Genomic DNA, 18871 nt, shown 5'->3' on the forward strand with positions numbered 1-18871 from the left:
GTGAACCCGAACTCGGCGACGCGACCGATCATCGAGACGAGCACGAGCACGTCGACGACGAGCGCCGCGACGACGGCGACGAGCCTGATGGCGTCGAGCGGGCCGGCCGGTTTGGTCGGCTCCCGCGCGGACAGCGCGTAGAGCACGAGGCCGAGGACAACCAGCAGGAGCAGGTCGAAGACCGTCACCAGGTCGCGGTCGAAGTTCCGGCCGATCCCGGCGACGGCGTAGACCACGACAACGACGGCGAGCATCACGGCGAACAGCGGTGTGAAGACGGCGGTCAGAACGGGCGCGAGGTTCTCGATCACGCTCTTCTTGGCCTCGACCAGCCAGGCCGCGACGATGACCGCGGCGGCGCCTCCTGAGGGGAGGACCCACAGCATCACCTGGTCGATCGCGCCGGACGCGATGGGGGCGAGAACCAGCGTCGTCAGCCCCAGGAGCACCCCGCCACCGAGGGCGAGCAGTACCCAGTAGATGACCCACTCGCCCGTGAACCGCACGAACTCCATGCGCCTGCCCGACCCGCGCGAGCCGCCCAGATAGGCGGCGCCGACCACGAACCAGAGCAGCACCGGAAAATGGATGGCCACGAGAGCGTCCGTCTGGCCGTTCGGCTCGAACGGATAGACGGTGACGATCACGGCGAGGACGACCGTCACCGCGACGATGGCGAGGACGGCACGCCGCGAGGGGCGGTTCCGCCAGACGAAGTAGGCGACGAGCACGGGCAGCACGAACAGGCTCGCGTCGCGGAAGAACCAGGACGGGGTGGTCTCCGGGATGCCGGCGAGGAGTCGCCCGGCCTGCACGACGACCGCGGCGATCAGCGCGAACACGATCATCTCGAGCACCGGCCGACCGCGCATCGTGGATTCCTCGTCCCCGGGCGCCGCGAGGGCCAGCTGCTTCCACAGACGCTCGCCATGCTCCCTGGCGAACTCGGCGGTGAGCTGATCCACCCGTCCCAGCCGCTGGATGGCGATCTGGAACGCCTCCGACTCGGTGAGCCCCGCATCCACGAGCTCCGCGACCTGTTCGCGGAGATGACCCTCGAGCTCGTCGGCGTCGGCGGCGTCGACCGCGGCGTTCCGGGTCACTGCCGTCCGCCACCTGGCGATCTCGGTCTCCAACCGGTCGACCGTCATGCTCCCGCTGCCCCGGCCAGCCGGACCGCACCCCAGGAGCCCCGAAGGGTACGGGTTGCGGTCTCCCACTGCTCGCGCTGCTGCGCGAGCTCGGCCCGTCCTGCGTCGGTGATCTCGTAGTAGCGGCGGCGCCGTCCCTCCGGTGACGAGCCCCAGTCGGCCCGGACGTAGCCAAGGCGATCCAGTCGGTGCAGCAGCGGGTACAGCATGCCGTCCGTCCACTCGAGTTCGCCGCCGGAGAGCTCGCGCACCCGCTTGTGGATCGCGTAGCCGTAACTCGGGCCATCCGCGAGGATCGCCAGCACGAGCGGCGTCGCCATGGCCGCCACCAGGTCCTTGTCGATGTTCATCTCTCCTCCATGCCTTCCAGCACTATACATTGCAGCGCTAGGCATAGAAAGCGAGGGGCTTGTCACGATCCGGGCACGATCGCCGCCACTCGCCTCGTCGCGGGATTAGCGTGAGCGAGACGGGATGGAGACGACATGCTCGGACCGGGCATCCGGCGGCGAGGCGCGGCGGCACTCGGCACCCTCGTGCTCGCGACGGTGCTCCTCGCCTCGCTGACCGGGTGCGGCGGAAGTCGTCCGGATCGGTACCGTCCGGATGCGCAGATCGTCGACGGGGTGGGATGCCTCGCGACCGACGAGCCGTGGAGCGGTGGGACGTCGCCGCCATCGCCACGACCGGGGCGGGTGCCGGAGGGCTTTGTGCCGGTGGCGGTGTATCGCTGCAATCTGGGTGGCATCATCGGGCCGCAGGGGGTCATCTCACCCTCCACCGTCGATCGCCTGGAGGGGGACCTCGACCCGCTGCTCAAGGCGCTGGCGCAACCGGATGACCCGGAGTGGCCCGGTCCCTGCAGTGCTATCGGCATCGTCGCGCCGCCGCTATGGCTGATCGATGCGCGCGGCCGGGCGGTCCAGGTCGTCTACCCGCAAGACGGATGCGGGCTGCCGAAGGTCGGACCCGTGTCCACGGCCCTCCAGCGGCTCACCGTCGTCGACACGGTGATCCGCCCTCCGGCGGACCCGGTCGAGCCGATCAAGCCCTGAAGTACGAACCGCTCGCGAGGTCCTCGAGCAGGGTCGGGCCGGTCGGCGACCAGCCCAGCAGCTCCTGGGTGATGGCGCTGGAGGAGGACAGGTCCATCGCGAAGAAGGCGCCGATGAAACCGAAGTGCTCCTGCGCATCCTCCGGCGCGACCGAGACGACGGGCAGGTCGAGTCCCCGGCCGATGGCCTCGGCGATCTCCCTGGTCGACACGCTGACTTCTCCCACGCCGTGGAGGAGCGAACCGGCCGGAGCCTTCTCGAGGCCGAGCCGGATCATCCTCGCCGCATCCGAGCGATGGACCGCCGCCCAGCCGTTGGTGCCCTCGCCGACGTATCCGGAGACTCCCGTCGCCCGGGCGGCCGCGACGATGGCGGAGATGAACCCGTGGTCGCCGTCTCCGTGCACGGTCGGGGCGAATCGCAGGCTGATTGACTTCACGCCCCTGTCGAGGTAGTCGAGGGCCAGGTTCTCCGTGCCTCCGCGCGGGGCCTCCTGGCCGCTCCAGGGCGAGCGATCGTTCTCGGTGGACGGACGCCCCTGGGCGAGACCGGCCACCCCGGAGGCGAGGAGGAACGGACGGTTGGAGCCGGCAAGGGTGTCGCCGATCGTCTGGACCGCTGCCCGCTCCGCACGGTTCGACTCGGCAGGGTTGGCCCAGTCGTGCTTGTTCGCGAGGTGGATGACCGCCTCGGCGTCGGTCGAGCCCGCCCGCAGGCTGTCGAGGTCGTCGAGGTCGCCGCGCAGCACGGTGGCCCCCTTGGCCTCGAGGGCCGCCGCGGAGGCCTCGGAACGGGCGAGCCCGGTGACCTGATGGCCGGCGGCGAGCAGCTCGTCGACGGTGGCGGAACCGATCCAGCCGGAAGCCCCGGTGATGAAAACGCGCATGGGAATGATCTCCTTCGAGGGGCCCGTCGACCGGCGGAGCCCATTGATGTCAGTCACTGATGTCAGCGGCTGCTGTCACACTACACCACCACGGCAGTCCCTGTCATCACTAGGATGGGGGGATGGTCCGATGGGAGCCCGGCGCACGGGATCGGCTGCGAGCGGCAGCCCTGCAGCTCTTCGCCGACCGCGGCTTCGAGCAGACCACCGCCTCCGACATCGCCGAGTCGGTCGGGCTGACCGAGCGCACCTTCTTCCGCCACTTCGCCGACAAGCGCGAGGTGCTCTTCGACGGGCAGGACCTCTTCCAGGAGCTCTTCGTCACCGGTGTGGCCTCGGCGACGGGCGGAGCCTCCGCGGTCGACCTCGTCGCCGACGCCCTGCAAACGGCGTCGGCGTTCTTCCCCGACGACCGGCGCGCCTACTCCCGCCTGCGGCAGACCATCATCGTCGAAAACCCCGGGCTGCAGGAGCGCGAGCTGCTCAAGATGGCGCGGCTGTCCGAGGGCATCGCGGTCGCCCTGCGCGAGCGCGGCATCCCGGAGCCCCAGGCCACGCTCGCCGCCGAGTCCGGCGTCACGGTGTTCGGCGTCGCCTTCCGGCAGTGGATCGCCGCGGACGAGCGACGCTCCCTCGCCGAGATCGAGCGGGACATCCTGGGCGAGCTGCGGACCCTGACGGCTCCCGCGCGGTGACATGACGGGCACCCGTCACGACCCCGAACCTACGAGGTGATGACGACCGTCGAGCTGCGGAAGGTGTATCGCTCACCCGGATAGTGCGAAGAGCTCACCAGCACGGTCTGCCCCGCCGAGTCGAGCGCCGTCGAGTCGCGGACCAGGATCGGCGAGCCAAGGGGAACCGACAGCAGATCGGCGAGTCGGGCGTCTGCCGCCCGGGCGGTGACATCCGACTGCATGATCGTGGCCGGGAAGCCGGAGCGCTCCATGATCCGGAAGACGGCCTCGCCCTCGAAGTCGGCCCGCGTGACCGAGTCGCGAACTTTCAGGGGAAGCCAGCGCACATCCCAGGCGATCGGCTGGCCGTTGGCCCTGCGCAGCCGCTCGAGATAGATCAGCCGCGTACCCGTGGGGACCCGGAACCGGTTCGCGACGTTGTCGGGCGCCACCCGCTCCTCGAAGACCAGTACCTCCGCGTGCACCTCGTGCGCCTGGCTGAGCCAGGCCTCCGGGTACGCGCGGCCACCCTGCTGCCCGAGATCGTCGGTGATGTGGGTGACGGCCCAGGTGCCGCGGAAGGGCATCCGCCGGACGACCCCGGCGTTGACGAGCCGCGTGTATGCCTGGCGAACCGTCATGATGCTGACCTCGAACTCGCGCGCGAGATCGACCTCGCTTGGCATCGGCTCCGAGACCCCTGCGCCGGCGTCGAGGAGTGCGCGAAGGTGGCGCTCGATGCGCAGGTACGCGGGATCGCGCCTGGTCCTGTTCTTGACCGGCACCCGACCGCCCCGGGAAGTGTTCGCCATCGATCCGTCCTTTCCGACCTCGGTCACGACAGACTCTGCCCGTTCGCCAACACCAGTGTGAGACCGGACATGCTGCGGGCATCCTCGCTCGGGAGACAATCTACCGTCATAGCTCTGCACGGGTCATTCGCGACGGCATGGAATTGAGAAGCTCTCTCGTGTAGGGGTGCTCTGGATGTTCCAGCACGGTGCGCGCGTCTCCGCGTTCCACGATCCGACCGCGGCTCATGACCACCACGTGATCGCACATGAGCTGCACCAGGCCGAGATCATGGCTGATGAACAGAGTGCTCGAACCGAGTTCGTTCTGGATGTCCAGCAGCAGCGTGAGGATCTGGCTGGCGATCGTGACGTCGAGGGCGGACACGGGCTCGTCGGCGATCAACAGCCGGGGGCGCAACGCGATGGCGCGGGCGATAGCGACACGCTGCCGCTGACCCCCCGACAGTGCGTGCGGGGTTTTCGCGGCGAACTCCTCCGCGGGATCCAGGCCGACCCGTTCGAGCAGATCGAGAACGGCGGTGCGCCGCTCGCGCGCTGACATCGTCGGCCTGTGGATCTGAAATGGGAGCGAGATCGCGTCACCGACACGTCGCCGCGGGTTGAGCGAGCCATACGGGTTCTGGAACACGAATCCGAGCTCGGCACGGATGTCGTGCAGGTCGCGCCGGCTCAGACGATCCACTCGCGATCCCAGCAGACTCACCTCGCCGCCCGTCGGGGCGACGAGACCACTCGCGATCCTGGCCGCCGTGCTCTTCCCTGAGCCGGACTCGCCGACCAACCCGACGATCGCACCGTCGTCGACGTCGAATGAGACGCGATCGAGGGCATGGAAATCGCCTCGGTGGCGCGACAGCGCCGAACCCGTTCGGTACGTCTTGGTCACATCGCGCAGTTCGAGGACGCTCACGGTGTGCCTCCTTCCGATGCTTCGCGTCGTGTGGCGACGGCCCGGCGCACGTCATCGCGCCGACTCGATGCCAGCAGTGCGCGGGTGTATGGATGCGTCGGCGCCGCGAAGATCTGCGCCACCTCGCCTTCCTCCACGATCGAGCCACGGTACATGACGTAGACACGATCGCAGATGAGCCTGACAACATCCAGGTCGTGGCTGATGAGCAGGAGGGCGCTGGCGTGGCTGTCCAGCTCCCGGGCGAGCAGGCGCAGGATCTGCGCCTGCACCGTCACGTCGAGCGCCGTGGTCGGTTCGTCCGCGATGACGAGGGAGGGATTGGCGATCAGAGCCATGGCGGTGACGACACGCTGCCGCTGACCGCCCGACAACTGGTGCGGATACTTGCGCACCGTCTGTCCACCCGGCTGGAGGCCCATCTCGTCGAAGAGCGCCGCTACCACCGCGCGTGCGGCCCGGCGCCGCATGCCGCCATGGACCTGCAGCGTCTCGCCCACCTGGTCCCCCACCCGGATCAGCGGGTTGAGGTAGGTGAACGGATCCTGGTAGACCATCGCCATCCGCGAGCCGCGCATTGCGTTGAGCTCGCGCGGAGTCAGCCCGACGAGCTCGGTCCCTTCGAAGCGAATGCTGCCGGCGGTCACCTGTCCCGGCGCCTTCAGCAGTCCCATGGCCGCCATCGCCAGGGTCGACTTGCCACTGCCGGATTCGCCGACCAGCCCCACCCGTTCGCTCGCCCCGACCCGGACGCTGACACCGCCCACCGCGACGACGTGTGTGGACTCGCCCGGGTACTCCACACGGAGCCCCTCGATGCTGAGCGCGTCTTCGGCGGTCATCCGAGCACCCCCCTCGCGAGCCGGCCGCTGATGCTGTCACCCATCATGTTCATCGACAGAGCGATGAGCGCCACGACGATGCCAGGGAAGACGCTCATCCACCAGGCGATCTGGATGAAGCCGATCGAGCTCTGAAGCATCCGCCCGAGACTGGAGACATTGGGGTCGGAGAGGCCGAGGAAGGCGAGCGAGGCCTCCAGCAGCACAGCGGTCGCAATGTTGAGCGTCGTCGAGACGACGAGCGGTGAGATCGCGTTCGGCAGGAGTTCGCGTCCCACGATCCGCCACGACGACGCTCCGATCACTCTGGCCGCCATCACGTATTCGCTCTCGCGACGCGAGAGGAACTCCGCGCGGAGCAGTCTCGCGCCCTGAGGCCAGCTGGTCAGCCCGATTGCGACGGCCGTGACGGTGGCGCCCTGGCCGAACAGCGAAGCGGTGATGATGACGAGGAAGATACGAGGGACGACCTGGAAGAGCTCGGTCACCCGCATCAACACGTCGTCGACACGACCGCCCGCGTAGCCCGAGATGGCACCGACGACCGCTCCGACGACGAGAGCGATGAGCGCAGAGAACAGCCCGATGTACAGCGACGAGCGCAGTCCGAACAGCACCTGCGAGAAGACGTCGCGACCGAGGTCGTCGGTGCCCATAGGATGTCCGATGCTCGGCGACTGGATCGGTTGACCGACCCCGACCAACGGCCGATACGGCGTCAGCAGCGGGGCGAACACCGCGGCGAGCAGGATCACGGCGAAGATGATGATTCCGGCGGTACCCCAGCCGACGCCGAAAAGGCGCCTGCGGGATCTCCGGCGACGAAGAGTGAGATTAGGCAACTCGGATCCTCGGGTCGATGAGCAGATAGACGATGTCGGTGAGGAAGTTCGCCAGCACCACGGAGATCGTGATGACGATGAACAGGCCGGTGATCACGGGAAAATCGCGGGATTCGATGGCCGAGTAGGTCAGGGATCCGATGCCGGGCCAGCTGAAGACCGTCTCGACGACGACGAATCCGGCGACGAGCCAGCCGAGCTCGAGGCCCACGACGGTCACGACGGGCAATAGCGCGTTGCGCAGGCCGTGACGATAGACGATCCGCTTCTCGCTGAGGCCCTTGCCGCGGGCAGCGGTCACGAAGTCCGAGGACATCGCCTCCGCCATGGCATTCTCCGTGAGGCGAGAGATCAACGCGACTTCGGCGGCGGCGAGGGTGGCGACCGGAAGCACGAGGTGCCAGGCGACGTCTCCGATGTACTGCCAGCCCGTCGCGTCTACCGCGCCCGTCATGCCGATCGTCGGGAACCAACCGAGCTGGACCCCGAAGCCCAGCACCACCAGCTGGCCGACCCAGAACGACGGAAGGCTGTAGGCGATGACGATCAGGATGCTCACGACCCGCCAGCGCGGCGACCGCCGTCTGACTCCCGCCCAGGTTCCCGCCCAGATCCCCACCCCCACCGCGATCACCAGCGTCGGTCCCATGAGCAGCAGCGTTGGGAGCGTGCGGGAGGCGATCAGCGAACCGACCGGCTGGGAATAGGCGAAGGAATACCCGAGATCGCCGTGAACGAGCTGGCCGAGGTACAGCCAGAGCTGGGTCCAGATCGGCTGGTCCAGGCCGAGCCGCTCCCTGAGTTGGTCCTGGTATTGCGGCGTCGACTGTTCCCCGGCGAGATAGCTGATCGGGTCACCAGGAGCGAGCCGAATCAGGAGGAACGTGACGACGATGGCGATGAGGCTCACGAGGAGCGCCCAGAACAACCGCTTCGTGAGGTAGCCGGGGACACCGCGCAGGAGCATGAGAATCCAATCGATGGTGGACGATGACGAGGGCGCCCGCTCCGCGCGGGGCACGGAGCGGGCGCCGCGGGTGTTACTTGCTCAGGCTGGTCGTGGCGAAGCTCAGATAGCGGTCATCCGGAGCGGTGAACGCGTTCTGGACGGTGCTGCGATATCCGCTGATGAACGTCGGTTCCCAAAGGGGGACCATCGGCAGGTCGGCCATGATGAGCTTCTGGACTTGGTCGTAGATCTTCGTGCGGGCCGTGACGTCAACGGTCTCTTGCGCCTTCTCGGCCAAGGCATCGACCTGGGGATTGTCGTATCCGCCCGCGTTCGAGTAGTAGGCGTGGTTGATGCCCACCTGACCCAACCACGCCGGCAGCTGGAGCGAGGGCTCCGGACCGAGCGGCATGGAGTAGATGGCCGCGTCGAAGTCCCAGTTCTTGAAGACCGCGTCGAGCGTGGTGGTGTTCTCCTGGGCTTGGACCTGAACGTCGATGCCGACATCCGCGAGGTTCTCCTTGACGATCTCGGCCGTCTTCACGAACTGGTCGGTGGCGGTCGAGACGCGCAGGTTGAAGCTGAACCGGGTGCCATCGCTCTTCTTCGGATAGCCCGCCTCGTCGAGCAGCTTGTTCGCCTTGCTGAGGTTCCGCTTCAGAACGGGCAGCGTCGAGTCGAAGTACGGCGAGTTCGAGCCCAGAGGACTCCGCGCCGCCTTGGTCGTGCCGAAGGCGATGTTGTCGACCATCCTGGTCCTGTCGACGGCCAGGCTGACGGCCTGCCGCACCTTCAGGTCGTTGAACGGCGCCTTGCGAAGGTTGAACCACACGTCCAGGGTGCGAGCGAGGACCGAGGGAGAGGCGAGTTTCACCGTGGACGAGTTCTGGAGTCCCTTAGCGTTCACCGGTGGAATGTCGCTCACGACGAACTGCACCGCTCCCGATTGAAGGGAGGCGATCGCCGTGGCCGGATTGGTCACCACCTTGAACTCGATCCGGTCGAGCTTGGGAAGGCTCGAATCCCAGAAGTACGGATTGCGCACCAGCGTCAAATGGTCGCCCTGTACCCAATCCTTGAGTTCGAACGGGCCGGTCCCAACCGGCTTCATGTTCGCCGGGTTGTTCGCGACATCCGTGCCTTCATAGATGTGCTTCGGCAGGATCGAGAAGTTCGGGTCTCCCAGATACGACATGAACGCACCGACGGGCTGCGAGAATGTGAACGTCACCTCGTCACCGCTGCTCGTCAGAGAGGCGAGTTTGCTCATGATCAGGCCGTAGGTGTTGGAGTACTTCGGGCCCGCCTCTTGGAAGGTGTAGATGACGTCGGCCGCGCTGAACGGTTTGCCGTCCGACCACTTCACGCCATCACGGAGGTGAAAGGTGTAGGTCTTGCCGTCGGAGGAGATGTCCCAGGACTTAGCAAGCCACGGCTGCGGCTTGAACTTCGAGTCGTACTTCACAAGTGTGTCCAAGATCTGATTGGACACGTACCAGGTCGGCAGCACCTGGCTCGTCATCGGGTTGAGCGACGGCGGCTCGCTGCTGATGGCGACGACCATGCTGCCGCCCTTCGCGGGGCTCATTGTCGCCTCGCCCGACTTGCCCTGGCCGGAATTAGCGGTGCAGCCGGTGACGAGCACTGCGGCGACCGCGAGTACCGAGACGGACCGCAGCACCGACCTCAGTCTTCCGCCGGCACGCCGAGCGCGGCCCTCGGCGGAAGACGTGCTTCCTGTGAGCATGTGAACACTCCTGTCTTAGAACGGTGGGATGGACGTCGATCAACCGGGTGGGGCGCGCATCCGGCATCGACGGTATCTATATCTAGATATAAGATAATTGGCCAGTATTTCGGGCGGATTTCGTCGGTGTGAAGCTTGATGTGCAGGTTGCGCCTCGATAAGAGGACAGGGAGCCCACCGGCCTCACGGAGGCGATGCCCCGTCCCCGCTCCGGCTCAGCGAATGGCGATTGCCTCGATCTCGACGAGCAATGCCGGTCGCGCAAGCGCCGAGATCACCACCGCGGATCGGGCGGGGAAGGACGATCCGAAGACCTCGCGATAGCCGGCGTCCATGGCTCCGATATCCTCCGCCCGGGTCAGGAAGACGGTCGTCTTCGCCACATCAGAGAGGTCGAGGTCGGCGGCCTCGAGCACGGAGCGAAGATTCGCCAGGGTCGTCCTGGTCTGCGCGGCGATGTCGCCCTCGGCGATCGCCCCAGTCGCCGCGTCGATCCCGACCTGTCCTGAGACGAACACAATGTCTCCGGCACGTATGGCAGGGGTGAGCGCGTTCTTCGGCAGGGGGCGCCCCGGAATGAACACCGGTTCGAAGTCAGTCATCAGTTCTTCCTTTCCTAACCTTCATTGCCGTCGACTATCGGCCGGCGGGGAACAGGCGGGAGGCGCGGAAGGCGCGACCCGCATTGTCGAGATAAGGTCGTTCGAGCAGAGCGACGACCTCGGCCAGTTGCTCGACGAGTCGCTCGTGGTACGACGCGGGGACACCGTCGATCGCCGGCACGGCGAGCCGCGACGTCCCGTCGATGGCACCCGCCTGACAGGCCGCCTCGGCGATCCGCACGTAGGTCTGCCGATCGACGAATGCGGTCGGCTCACCGGTGAGGTGCGCCAGAGCGGCCGAGACGGCGTACGCACCCCAATCACTCACGCTGCAGGCGAGTGTCACCGAGGCCGGAACCTCGTTGGCTGTCCCGCCGCCGCAGCCGCAGTTGCAGTTGCCGCCGGCCGGGGTCTCGCTCTTGACCACCGCCGCAATGGCTCCCATGCCGAGCTCATTGCCGAAGTCCCCGATCGCGACGGTCGGAATCCCGTCGGCGACCAGTCGAGCGAACAGGCCATCCAACGGTGCGATGGAGGATGACACATTGAGGCCGCCGGCGAAGTGATACTGTCCCGCGGGGTTCGCACCCGGTCGTTCGGTGGCGATCGCCAGCACGGGAGAAAGCTCGTCGCGAAGCCGCGCCGCCAGTCCTTCCGGATCGGCCTCGTCGCGCGCGAACGGTACGAACGCCACGCTATTCGACCAGGACCTCGCGCGATCGAGAGAGTCGACGAGTCTCAGGCCGGCTGCCGCGACCGCGGCACGCAGCACTGGCTCCAGCTCGGGCTCCCCGACGAACACGGGCACGCCACCCAGGCCTCTGATTATCGCGCGCGCCAGCACGGCGGCCCCGATCGGCCCATCGGTCTCCGGCACGTTGCTCGGCGGGATGAGGAAGCCCGTGAGGATCAGCACCGTGTCGCCCGGGTCGACCGCGGTGACGATGCACTCTGCAGCCGCGGCGGTCAATGGGCCGTCCTCGATCGCCCGGGCCGCGTCGTAGATGATGCGTGCGATGCCGTCGCCGCGGGTGTCGACGGTGATGAGCCGATCCAGGTTCTCGCCGATGCTCAGGTCAAGCACGCGTTGCGAAGCGGTGCGCTCCAACTTCATCAGAAGGCCTTCCTTTCCTCACTCGTTGTCTGGTCTGCGTGTCGTCTCGCGGCCGCCGAGCGCCAATGAGAGCTTGCGGAGGCGAGCAGTTCCGAGTCGTCGAACAGATCCCATCCGAGCAGCGCGAGCGCGGTTGCCATGTCCACCATCGCGTCCTGCGCCTCATCGGATTCCGCGGCCTCGCGAAAGGCGACCGAATGACTCGGGGTGCCCCGAGGGGCCACCTGCATGAAGGGGTGAACCGTTGGCAGCGCGAGGCTCACATTGCCGGCATCCGTGCTGCCCGTTCTGTCATCGGGCGCCGCTTCCTCGACGGAGAGCCCCAGCTCCTTCATGATCAGATCGAGCCTGTCGACCATCGGTCCATTGCTCTCGAGATGCGCGTACGGAGGTGCCGTCTCCTCGACTGTGACCTCGGTTCCGGTCATCAGCGCCGCGCCCCTGGCCACAGCCGTCACGCGGTCCCGCAGAACGGCCACCTCCGCGAGAGTGAGGTGACGCACCATGAAGTCAGCTTCGGAACGGTCGGGGACCACGTTCACGGCCGAACCGCCGTCGGTGATGATCCCGTGCATCCGCGCTCCGTCGTTGACGTGTTGACGCAACGCATCCACTCCGGTGAAAAAGAGCACCATGGCGGCCAGCGCGTTCTTACCCAGATCGGGATTCTTGGCGGCATGGGCCGCGACGCCGCGGAACGTGATCCTGAGGTGCACGCAGGCGAGCATGCGGCGGTCGAGGATCGTGCGATCCGCGGGATGGAACATCAGGGCGCCATCGATCCCGTCGAAGACGCCGGCGTTCAGCTCGAGGATCTTTCCGCCGCCGCCCTCCTCAGCGGGGGTGCCGATGACCTCGAGAGTCCCGGCCGCACCGGATCCAGCCATGGCCCGGCGGAGAGCCGCAGCGGCGAGAACCCCGCCGGCGGCGATGAGATTATGCCCGCATCCATGCCCGAGACCGGGCAGTGCGTCGTACTCCGCCATGACGGCGATGCGCGGAGAACCGCTCCCCCATCGGCCGACGAACGCGGTCGGCATATCCGCGACACCGGACTCGACGGTGAAGCCCTCGTCTTCGAGCCATGAGCTCAGAAGGGCGCTGGCGCGCTCTTCCCGAAAGGGAAGTTCCGGGTGAGCGTGGATCTCTCGACTGATCGTCGCGGCACGCCCCCGCAACGCTTCGATCGCGGCCGAAACCGCCTCGCGCCCACCCGGAAGCCGTGTCATGCCGGGTCGGCCTCGCGCGCCGCGGCGAACGCGGTGACGAACTCGGCGGCAAAGCGCGCGAGCTCCGGCAGGCCGTTGACCTTGCCTGCACCGTCGATGACGAAGTATTCGTCGGGAAGCCCGACCCCGCCGCCAAAGCCGATGCCCGCGCCGAAGACGAGCGGCATACCGAAGTCCTGAGCGAGAAAGGACCAGGGGCCGCCGTACGCCTGCGCCGGCCAGACCACGGGGTCCGTTCCCCACTGGCGGAGCAGGTCGAGGAAGGTCCGCATGAGTGAGGAGTCGACATCGGTCCGCGAAGCGGGGTAGGCGCTCAGGACGTCGATGGTCACATCCCCGAAACCCTTGTCGTCCAGGTGCGCGCGCAGGCCGTCGATGAAGACCTGGGGGTCGGCGGTGGTGTTGAGCCGGGCATCGAGTCGCACGGTCGCCTTCTCGGGAATGGTGAAGGTCCTGCTTCCCGGGCCGACGTAGCCGGAGTGATAACCCTGGATGTTGAGTGCCGAGCCGTAGATGTATTTCTCAAGCACCGCTGGACCGGTCAGATCGCCCGCATAGTGTGTCGTGCCGGTTCCCCCGAGAGCGGGGATCACTTCGTCCCAGCTCTGGCCCTCGAAGCGCGAAAGCAGCTCGTCCATCAACGGACGGTCGGCATCCGGTACGGTCGGCGCGCCGAGGTGGGGCAACCACGGCTCAACGGCGATCTCCCCGTCGGCGGTGTAGAGCGAGTCGATCGCCTGCACGAGGCGCAGCGACGGGCTCTCGACGATGGTGCGCAGCGCGCTGTGGGCCGCGGTAACCGGACCTCGGCCCCAGGTCTTCCCCGAGGCGGTGAGCTCGATGGTGATGAACGACTTGTAGCCGAGCCGGACCGGGACGGTGTGATTCGCATCCTCCCCCGCCCGCAGGTAGATGAGACCGTCGATCTTCGAGAGCCGGTCGCGGTAGCGCTCTATGAGCTCGGTATACGAAATGGAGCCGAGAATCTCGTCGCCCTCGGCAAGGAACGCGATATTGACAGGCAGCGTTCCCGTCGTCGCCTTCAGCGCACGCAGACCGGCCATCCAGGCGGTGTCGGGGCCCTTGGGCACATGGGCTCCCCGCCCGTAGATGACCCGAGGGATGTCTCCCCGGCTCTCGACGGATGGCTCGAAGGGCTCGTGCTGCCAGGCCGAGCTGTCGCCCACGGAGCGGACGTCGTACATGTTGTAGTTGAGGATCGTCACGGGCGCTCCGGCGTCGTAGTACGCCCACACCCCGGGATAGGTCGAGGTCTCGACGATCTCCACCTCCTGGCAACCGAACTCACGGTAGCGCTCCGCGAGGAACTCCGCCGCCGCCGCCATTCCGCTTCCGTCTCCGACACTGACGCTCGGAATGCTGATGTACTGGCTGAGCTCCGCCAGGGTCTCCGGCAGGTGCTCGTCGATGTACTGCTCGACACGCTTCTCGGTCTCTGGCTCTAGGACACCCACTGCAACTCCACTCATCTCAGAGCCACTCCCATCGCCGATTCTCCGACGTGAGCGGTGGCCCGCATCATGTCTATAACTATAGATAGAGCGAAAATGCAGAATCCAGCTTTCGAGCAGGTTGACACACACTGTTTACAAAGGCCATCGGAGCGGCCTCGCCGCTCCGATGCCCACGAACCTGGCGACACAGACGACAAAGACGGCGATGAAGCCGTCTGACAGGTTCCGGCGAAACGGGGCGGGACGCTGCTGACGCTGTCGTATTTCACGATTCTTGGCCACGACGAAGGCCCAGATCAGCAGACCGACTCCGACAAGCATCAGAAGCAGGAGTCGCCTTCGCCACCGATGCCCCAGGCAGGTGCCCCATGAACGCACCGGTCTGACGCATCCCCGGGGCCAAAGGTTCCATAGGACCGACCTATACAACGGCGTCGACCGTCGTTCCGGAGATCACAGCCGTCACTCACCCGCCGAGATCGCGCGGGGGTCAGTTGCCCTGGTCCCGGCGGATGTCGCCGCTCTCCTCCAGCGCGAGCTTCAACTGAGCTCGCGCCCGCGAATGTCGCTGCGGCCGGGTTCTGCATATGCGCGAACGCGTTCTTCAACGACCGCGGCATCATCGTTGAACGCGTCCTGACAGACAACGGTTCTTGCTACCGGTTAGCCGCTTTCCGCGACGCTCTCGGCGAGTCGATCGCCCATAAATTCACGCGACCTTGCCGGCCACAAACCAACGGCAAATTCGAGCGATTCAACCGCACCCTGGCCGAAGAATGGGCATACGCCGAAACATACCTCTCCGACGAAGCCCGAGCCGCCACCTACCAAGCCTGGATCCATGACTACAGCCACCACAGACCCCACACCGGCATCGAAGGCAAATCACCCATCGAACGCGTTCACAACCTCCCCAGGAACTACACCTGGCCGGCGGCCTGCAGCACGTCGGGAGCCGCCACGTCTTCGATGTGACCCGCGGTGCGATCGAGCTGCGCACCTTCGACGTCGACGTTCGGCATGATCCTGTCGAGCCAACGGGGAAGCCACCAGGCCTTCTCTGCGATGAGCGTCAACGCCGCCGGCACGAGCAGCAGGCGCACGATGAACGCGTCGAAGAGGACGCCGATGGCCAGGCCGAAGCCGATGACACGCGCCTCGACGATGTCACCGAAGATGAAGCTGCTGAACACGGTGATCATGATGATCCCGGCCGCGATCACCACGGGGCGGGCCGAGTGGAGGCCCTCGACGACCGCCTTCCTCGCCTCGCGTCCGTGCACGTGCGCTTCGCGCATCCCCGAGGTGATGAACAGCTGGTAGTCCATCGCGAGGCCGAAGACGATGCCGATCAGCAGGGTCGGCAGGAAGCTCAGGATGGGGCCGGGGTCGTGTACCCCGAAGACGAAGCCGAGCCAGCCCCACTGGTACACCGCAACCACTCCGCCGAGCGTTGCGAGCACGGTCAGCAGGAACCCGGCCGTCGCCACGAGCGGCACGGCGATCGAGCGGAACACCAGGATCATCAGCAGGATCGAGAGTCCGAGCACGATGACCAGGTAGAGAGGAAGCGCCCCCGCGAGTTTTGCCGCGACATCGATGTTGATCGCGGTCAGGCCGGTGACGCCGAGCGTGACACCGAGACTCCTGTCGAGCGCTGGCGAGAGGTCGCGCACGTCCGTCACCACGTTCTCCGTGCTCACCGCGGACGGTCCCTGCCTGGGGATGACCTGGAAGACGACGGTCCGGTTGTCGGAGGAGGTGGCGCTGGGGGCGACGGCCACGACATTCGCGACATCGAGCAGCCTCTCCGCCGTCTGTGCCTCCAGATGCGTCAGGGCGGCGCTGTCGGCGACCTTCGGAAGGTTCGCGACGACGGTGATCGCCCCGTTCATCCCGGCACCGAATGCCTTGTCGATCTGCGTGTACGCCTTGTACTCCGTCGATCCGGTCGGGGCGGACTTGCCATCGGGCAGGCCGAGACGCATGGACAGGGCGGGGACGGCGACGATCAGCAGGACGATGACGCCGGCCACCAGCGCCAGGATCGGATGACGCGTGGCGAGGCTCCCCTCCCTGGACGGCCTCGTTCTCCTCGATCCGATCGGCGCGGCGGCATCGGACGGACGCGCCAGCGCGGCCCGTTCCTTCTTGGACAGCACCCGATACCCCACGAGCGACATGAGCGCGGGGGTGAAGGTGAGCGCGACGAGCACCGCGACCGCGACGCAGACCGCGCCGGCCGTTCCCATGAGGCCGAGGAATCCGATGCCGGTGACGTTGAGGGCCGCCAGCGCGACGATCACCGTCGAGCCGGCGAACAGCACCGCGTTGCCGGAGGTCCCGTTCGCCAGGCCGATCGACTCCCGCAAGGGCACGCCGTCGAGGAGCTGACGCCGATGCCGGTTGAGGATGAACAGCGAGTAGTCGATCCCGACGGCGAGACCGAGCATGAGGCCGAGGGAGGCGGTCGCCGTGGACATCTGGACCACGCCGGAGAAGGACAGCACGCCGACCGCTCCCACCGCGACGCCGACGAGCGAGCTGAGCAGCGGCAGGCCGGCGGCGACCAGCGAACCGAGCATGATGAACAGCACGACGCCGGCGATGACGAAGCCGATCACCTCGCTGGGGCTGACCCCGATCGTCAGCGCGGTGAGATCGGAGGAGTAGTTGACGTCGACGCCGGGAAGGGAGGCCTTGTTGACGGCGGCGACCGCGGCCGACTTGTCGTCGGGGGTGACGTCCGCGGTGGAGCGGTCGAAGACGATGGTCGCGACGGCGGTGGACCCGTCGCTCGAGACCGTTCGAATCTTCGCCGCGGCCTTCAGCAGCCGTTCGGAGTCGGCCAGCTGGGCCTGGTTCGAGGCGATGTCCTTCTTCGCCTCGGTCAGCGCCGCCTGCTGCTGCGCGAGCTGGGCCGCCGCACCGACTGGCGCCTGGGCCCCCGCGGCCTGCAGTTGGGCCGCCGCGGCGTCGAGGGCCGCCTGACTCGTCTCGAGCTGGGTGGACGCGGCCGTCAGCTGCGCGGCCGCGTCGGTGAGCTTCGCCGTCTGGGCGCTGCGGGTCGCCTCGGACTGGAACGGGTCGATCGTGGCCTTCACGCCCGGCGCCGTGGTCGCCGCCTTCAACGCTTTCGCGATGGCCGTCTTCTCCGCGGCCGTGAAACCGTCCCCGTCCGTCGTGGTGAAGACGGCCTGACCGGTCGCGTGGTCCGCGTCAGGCAGCGATTTCTGCAACTGGTCGGCGACGTGCTGGGCCGGAGTCCCCGGGATGCCGAACGTGGTCGACAGGGAACCGCCGACGACGAGGAATGCCGTCGCCGTGCCACCGAGAACGACCGCCCACACGACGATGACAAGCCAGGCTCGTCGTGCCGATGCAAGACCGAGTCGTTGCAGAATTTTGGCCATGGAGACGCCTTTCTGGAGTCGGACGGTGTCCGGGACCGCGATGACGTCGAAAAAGAAGGAAGGGTCCGACTGCCTGCGGACCTCGTCGTCGTCCATTACCCTATCAAAACGGTACGTAACGTTATTTGGGATTTGCCTGTGAGCTACTCTGGGACGGTGGCGACTCGAGGGCGCGGACGAAGCGAGCAGGCGAGAGAGGCCGTCCTTCGGGCGACCCGCGACCTTGTCGCCGAAGAGGGATATCCCCGTCTCACGATCGAGAAGATCGCGGCACGGGCCAAGGTGGGCAAACCGACCATCTATCGCTGGTGGCAGTCCAAGAACGCGATCCTCGCCGAATGCGTCCTGGCCGGCGAGGTCATCCCGACGGCGGTCGTGGTCAGCTCGACGGAGAGCATCCGGCTCGGCGCCACCGCGTGGTTTCGTGACGTCCTCGCCTACATCGACGAGAACGCCCCGCTGCTGCGTGGTCTCGTGGCGGCGACGTATGAGGATCCCGCGATCGCCCAACAGCTCAGAGCGCACCTCGGCGACCCGATCGAGGCGGCATTGACGGAGTGGGCCGATGCCACGGGAGTCGAGGAGGATCGCCCGCGAGAGCTGTCCGCCCACACGCTCACCCAGCTGCTGTTCGGGTCCATCCTCTATCGCCTGGCGGCGCTGGACGACCCCGAGGACGAGTCGCGGGAAGAACTGTTCGACCTTCTCATCACCCGATTCCTTCGGTTCGAATAGCAGACCGCGTCCGTGGTCCGAGCACCGACGTTCCCGGCCCTAAGGCACGAGAACGATCCGCCCGAACACCGCCCCGGCATCCATCAGGCGATGCGCATAGGCGGCGGCGTCCAGGGGCAGGACCTCGTGCACGACGGCATGCAGCTCGCCACGGGTCGCCGCGGCGAATTGCTCGGCCCGGACGGCGCCCCGCGCTGCCACCGGCACGGTGTCGAGGCTGAAGGTGGCGAACGACCGGGACTGCTGGAAGGCGCGGACGAGTCGCATCCCGAAGTCCGCGGGAGGCAGCCCGGCGACCGCGCCGACGACGACCATGCGCCCGTTCGGCGCGAGTCTGTCGATGAACGCGGGAACGTCCGCGCCGCCGACGATGTCGACGATCACGTCGTAGGAGCTCGGCTCGACCGAGTCTCCGTCACCGGCGCGGTC

The 18871-nt window shown here is 67.1% G+C and carries 18 protein-coding genes and 1 pseudogene; 4 read left to right on the plus strand and 15 right to left on the minus strand.

Annotation, left to right across the window (positions count from 1 at the left end; genetic code table 11):
* The coding region (locus tag VGC18_RS02965; protein WP_331094066.1) for a permease prefix domain 1-containing protein at positions 1–1151 on the minus strand (1151 nt) is incomplete at its 3' end.
* The gene (locus VGC18_RS02970; RefSeq protein ID WP_331094068.1) at positions 1148–1501 is read right to left on the minus strand and encodes a PadR family transcriptional regulator; all 354 of its coding nucleotides are present in this window, start codon (positions 1499–1501) and stop codon (positions 1148–1150) included. The genes VGC18_RS02965 and VGC18_RS02970, both read right to left, overlap by 4 nt.
* Before the next feature lie 135 nt (positions 1502–1636).
* Here VGC18_RS02970 and VGC18_RS02975 point away from each other — a divergent pair, with 135 nt between their 5' ends.
* Positions 1637–2206, plus strand: coding sequence for a hypothetical protein (locus VGC18_RS02975; protein WP_331094070.1), 570 nt, complete (start codon positions 1637–1639; stop codon positions 2204–2206).
* On the opposite strand, the gene VGC18_RS02980 is transcribed toward VGC18_RS02975, so the two are convergent.
* Positions 2196–3092, minus strand: coding sequence for an SDR family oxidoreductase (locus VGC18_RS02980; protein ID WP_331094072.1), 897 nt, complete (start codon positions 3090–3092; stop codon positions 2196–2198). The genes VGC18_RS02975 and VGC18_RS02980 overlap by 11 nt on opposite strands.
* Positions 3093–3214: 122 nt before the next feature.
* On the opposite strand from VGC18_RS02980, the gene VGC18_RS02985 reads away from it, so the two are divergent.
* Complete coding sequence (locus VGC18_RS02985) at positions 3215–3787, plus strand: TetR family transcriptional regulator (RefSeq protein WP_331094074.1); 573 nt, start codon at positions 3215–3217, stop codon at positions 3785–3787.
* 29 nt (positions 3788–3816) lie between these two features.
* Here VGC18_RS02985 and VGC18_RS02990 read toward each other — a convergent pair whose 3' ends face one another.
* From VGC18_RS02990 to VGC18_RS03035, 10 genes are all read right to left on the minus strand, one after another.
* Positions 3817–4581, minus strand: coding sequence for a GntR family transcriptional regulator (locus VGC18_RS02990; RefSeq protein ID WP_331094077.1), 765 nt, complete (start codon positions 4579–4581; stop codon positions 3817–3819).
* A gap of 106 nt (positions 4582–4687) precedes the next feature.
* The gene (locus tag VGC18_RS02995; protein ID WP_331094079.1) at positions 4688–5494 is read right to left on the minus strand and encodes an ABC transporter ATP-binding protein; all 807 of its coding nucleotides are present in this window, start codon (positions 5492–5494) and stop codon (positions 4688–4690) included.
* A complete protein-coding gene (locus VGC18_RS03000; protein ID WP_331094081.1) occupies positions 5491–6336 on the minus strand; it encodes an ABC transporter ATP-binding protein in 846 nt (281 codons plus the stop codon). The genes VGC18_RS02995 and VGC18_RS03000 overlap by 4 nt, the downstream gene beginning before the upstream one ends.
* Positions 6333–7178 (minus strand): ABC transporter permease, encoded by an 846-nt coding sequence (locus tag VGC18_RS03005; RefSeq protein WP_331094082.1) that lies wholly within the window; start codon positions 7176–7178, stop codon positions 6333–6335. The genes VGC18_RS03000 and VGC18_RS03005 overlap by 4 nt, the downstream gene beginning before the upstream one ends.
* A complete protein-coding gene (locus VGC18_RS03010; protein ID WP_331094084.1) occupies positions 7171–8145 on the minus strand; it encodes an ABC transporter permease in 975 nt (324 codons plus the stop codon). Before VGC18_RS03010 ends, VGC18_RS03005 begins: the two co-directional genes overlap by 8 nt.
* A 73-nt stretch (positions 8146–8218) precedes the next feature.
* Positions 8219–9808: an ABC transporter substrate-binding protein gene (locus VGC18_RS03015; protein WP_331094086.1), complete on the minus strand. Its 1590-nt coding sequence runs from the start codon at positions 9806–9808 to the stop codon at positions 8219–8221.
* A gap of 281 nt (positions 9809–10089) precedes the next feature.
* Positions 10090–10476, minus strand: a complete 387-nt coding sequence (locus VGC18_RS03020) for a RidA family protein (RefSeq protein WP_331094088.1) — start codon at positions 10474–10476, stop codon at positions 10090–10092.
* A 34-nt stretch (positions 10477–10510) separates the two neighbouring features.
* Positions 10511–11590: a glutamate cyclase domain-containing protein gene (locus tag VGC18_RS03025; RefSeq protein WP_331094090.1), complete on the minus strand. Its 1080-nt coding sequence runs from the start codon at positions 11588–11590 to the stop codon at positions 10511–10513.
* Complete coding sequence (locus VGC18_RS03030; RefSeq protein ID WP_331094092.1) at positions 11590–12819, minus strand: M20 family metallopeptidase; 1230 nt, start codon at positions 12817–12819, stop codon at positions 11590–11592. Before VGC18_RS03030 ends, VGC18_RS03025 begins: the two co-directional genes overlap by 1 nt.
* A complete protein-coding gene (locus VGC18_RS03035) occupies positions 12816–14294 on the minus strand; it encodes a M20/M25/M40 family metallo-hydrolase (RefSeq protein WP_331094093.1) in 1479 nt (492 codons plus the stop codon). The genes VGC18_RS03030 and VGC18_RS03035 overlap by 4 nt, the downstream gene beginning before the upstream one ends.
* Positions 14295–14864: 570 nt before the next feature.
* On the opposite strand from VGC18_RS03035, the pseudogene VGC18_RS03040 reads away from it, so the two are divergent.
* Positions 14865–15269 (plus strand): annotated as a pseudogene (locus VGC18_RS03040) (integrase core domain-containing protein); the annotation flags it as partial.
* Here VGC18_RS03040 and VGC18_RS03045 read toward each other — a convergent pair.
* Positions 15215–17707 (minus strand): MMPL family transporter, encoded by a 2493-nt coding sequence (locus VGC18_RS03045; RefSeq protein WP_331094095.1) that lies wholly within the window; start codon positions 17705–17707, stop codon positions 15215–15217. The pseudogene VGC18_RS03040 and the gene VGC18_RS03045 overlap by 55 nt on opposite strands.
* A gap of 138 nt (positions 17708–17845) precedes the next feature.
* Here VGC18_RS03045 and VGC18_RS03050 point away from each other — a divergent pair, with 138 nt between their 5' ends.
* A complete protein-coding gene (locus tag VGC18_RS03050) occupies positions 17846–18442 on the plus strand; it encodes a TetR/AcrR family transcriptional regulator (RefSeq protein ID WP_331094097.1) in 597 nt (198 codons plus the stop codon).
* A gap of 39 nt (positions 18443–18481) precedes the next feature.
* Here VGC18_RS03050 and VGC18_RS03055 read toward each other — a convergent pair.
* On the minus strand, positions 18482–18871 hold a 390-nt coding region (locus VGC18_RS03055; protein ID WP_331094099.1), incomplete at its 5' end, for a zinc-binding dehydrogenase.

It is taken from the genome of Lacisediminihabitans sp. (assembly GCF_036404185.1).
Taxonomy (GTDB): domain Bacteria; phylum Actinomycetota; class Actinomycetes; order Actinomycetales; family Microbacteriaceae; genus Lacisediminihabitans.

Coding starts and splice junctions, on each gene's coding strand:
- VGC18_RS02970 (WP_331094068.1), bottom strand. CDS start 1,501: ATGAACATCGACAAGGACCTGGTGGCGGCCATGGCGACGCCGCTCGTG.
- VGC18_RS02975 (WP_331094070.1), top strand. CDS start 1,637: ATGCTCGGACCGGGCATCCGGCGGCGAGGCGCGGCGGCACTCGGCACC.
- VGC18_RS02980 (WP_331094072.1), bottom strand. CDS start 3,092: ATGCGCGTTTTCATCACCGGGGCTTCCGGCTGGATCGGTTCCGCCACC.
- VGC18_RS02985 (WP_331094074.1), top strand. CDS start 3,215: ATGGTCCGATGGGAGCCCGGCGCACGGGATCGGCTGCGAGCGGCAGCC.
- VGC18_RS02990 (WP_331094077.1), bottom strand. CDS start 4,581: ATGGCGAACACTTCCCGGGGCGGTCGGGTGCCGGTCAAGAACAGGACC.
- VGC18_RS03000 (WP_331094081.1), bottom strand. CDS start 6,336: ATGACCGCCGAAGACGCGCTCAGCATCGAGGGGCTCCGTGTGGAGTAC.
- VGC18_RS03010 (WP_331094084.1), bottom strand. CDS start 8,145: ATGCTCCTGCGCGGTGTCCCCGGCTACCTCACGAAGCGGTTGTTCTGG.
- VGC18_RS03020 (WP_331094088.1), bottom strand. CDS start 10,476: ATGACTGACTTCGAACCGGTGTTCATTCCGGGGCGCCCCCTGCCGAAG.
- VGC18_RS03025 (WP_331094090.1), bottom strand. CDS start 11,590: ATGAAGTTGGAGCGCACCGCTTCGCAACGCGTGCTTGACCTGAGCATC.
- VGC18_RS03030 (WP_331094092.1), bottom strand. CDS start 12,819: ATGACACGGCTTCCGGGTGGGCGCGAGGCGGTTTCGGCCGCGATCGAA.
- VGC18_RS03045 (WP_331094095.1), bottom strand. CDS start 17,707: ATGGCCAAAATTCTGCAACGACTCGGTCTTGCATCGGCACGACGAGCC.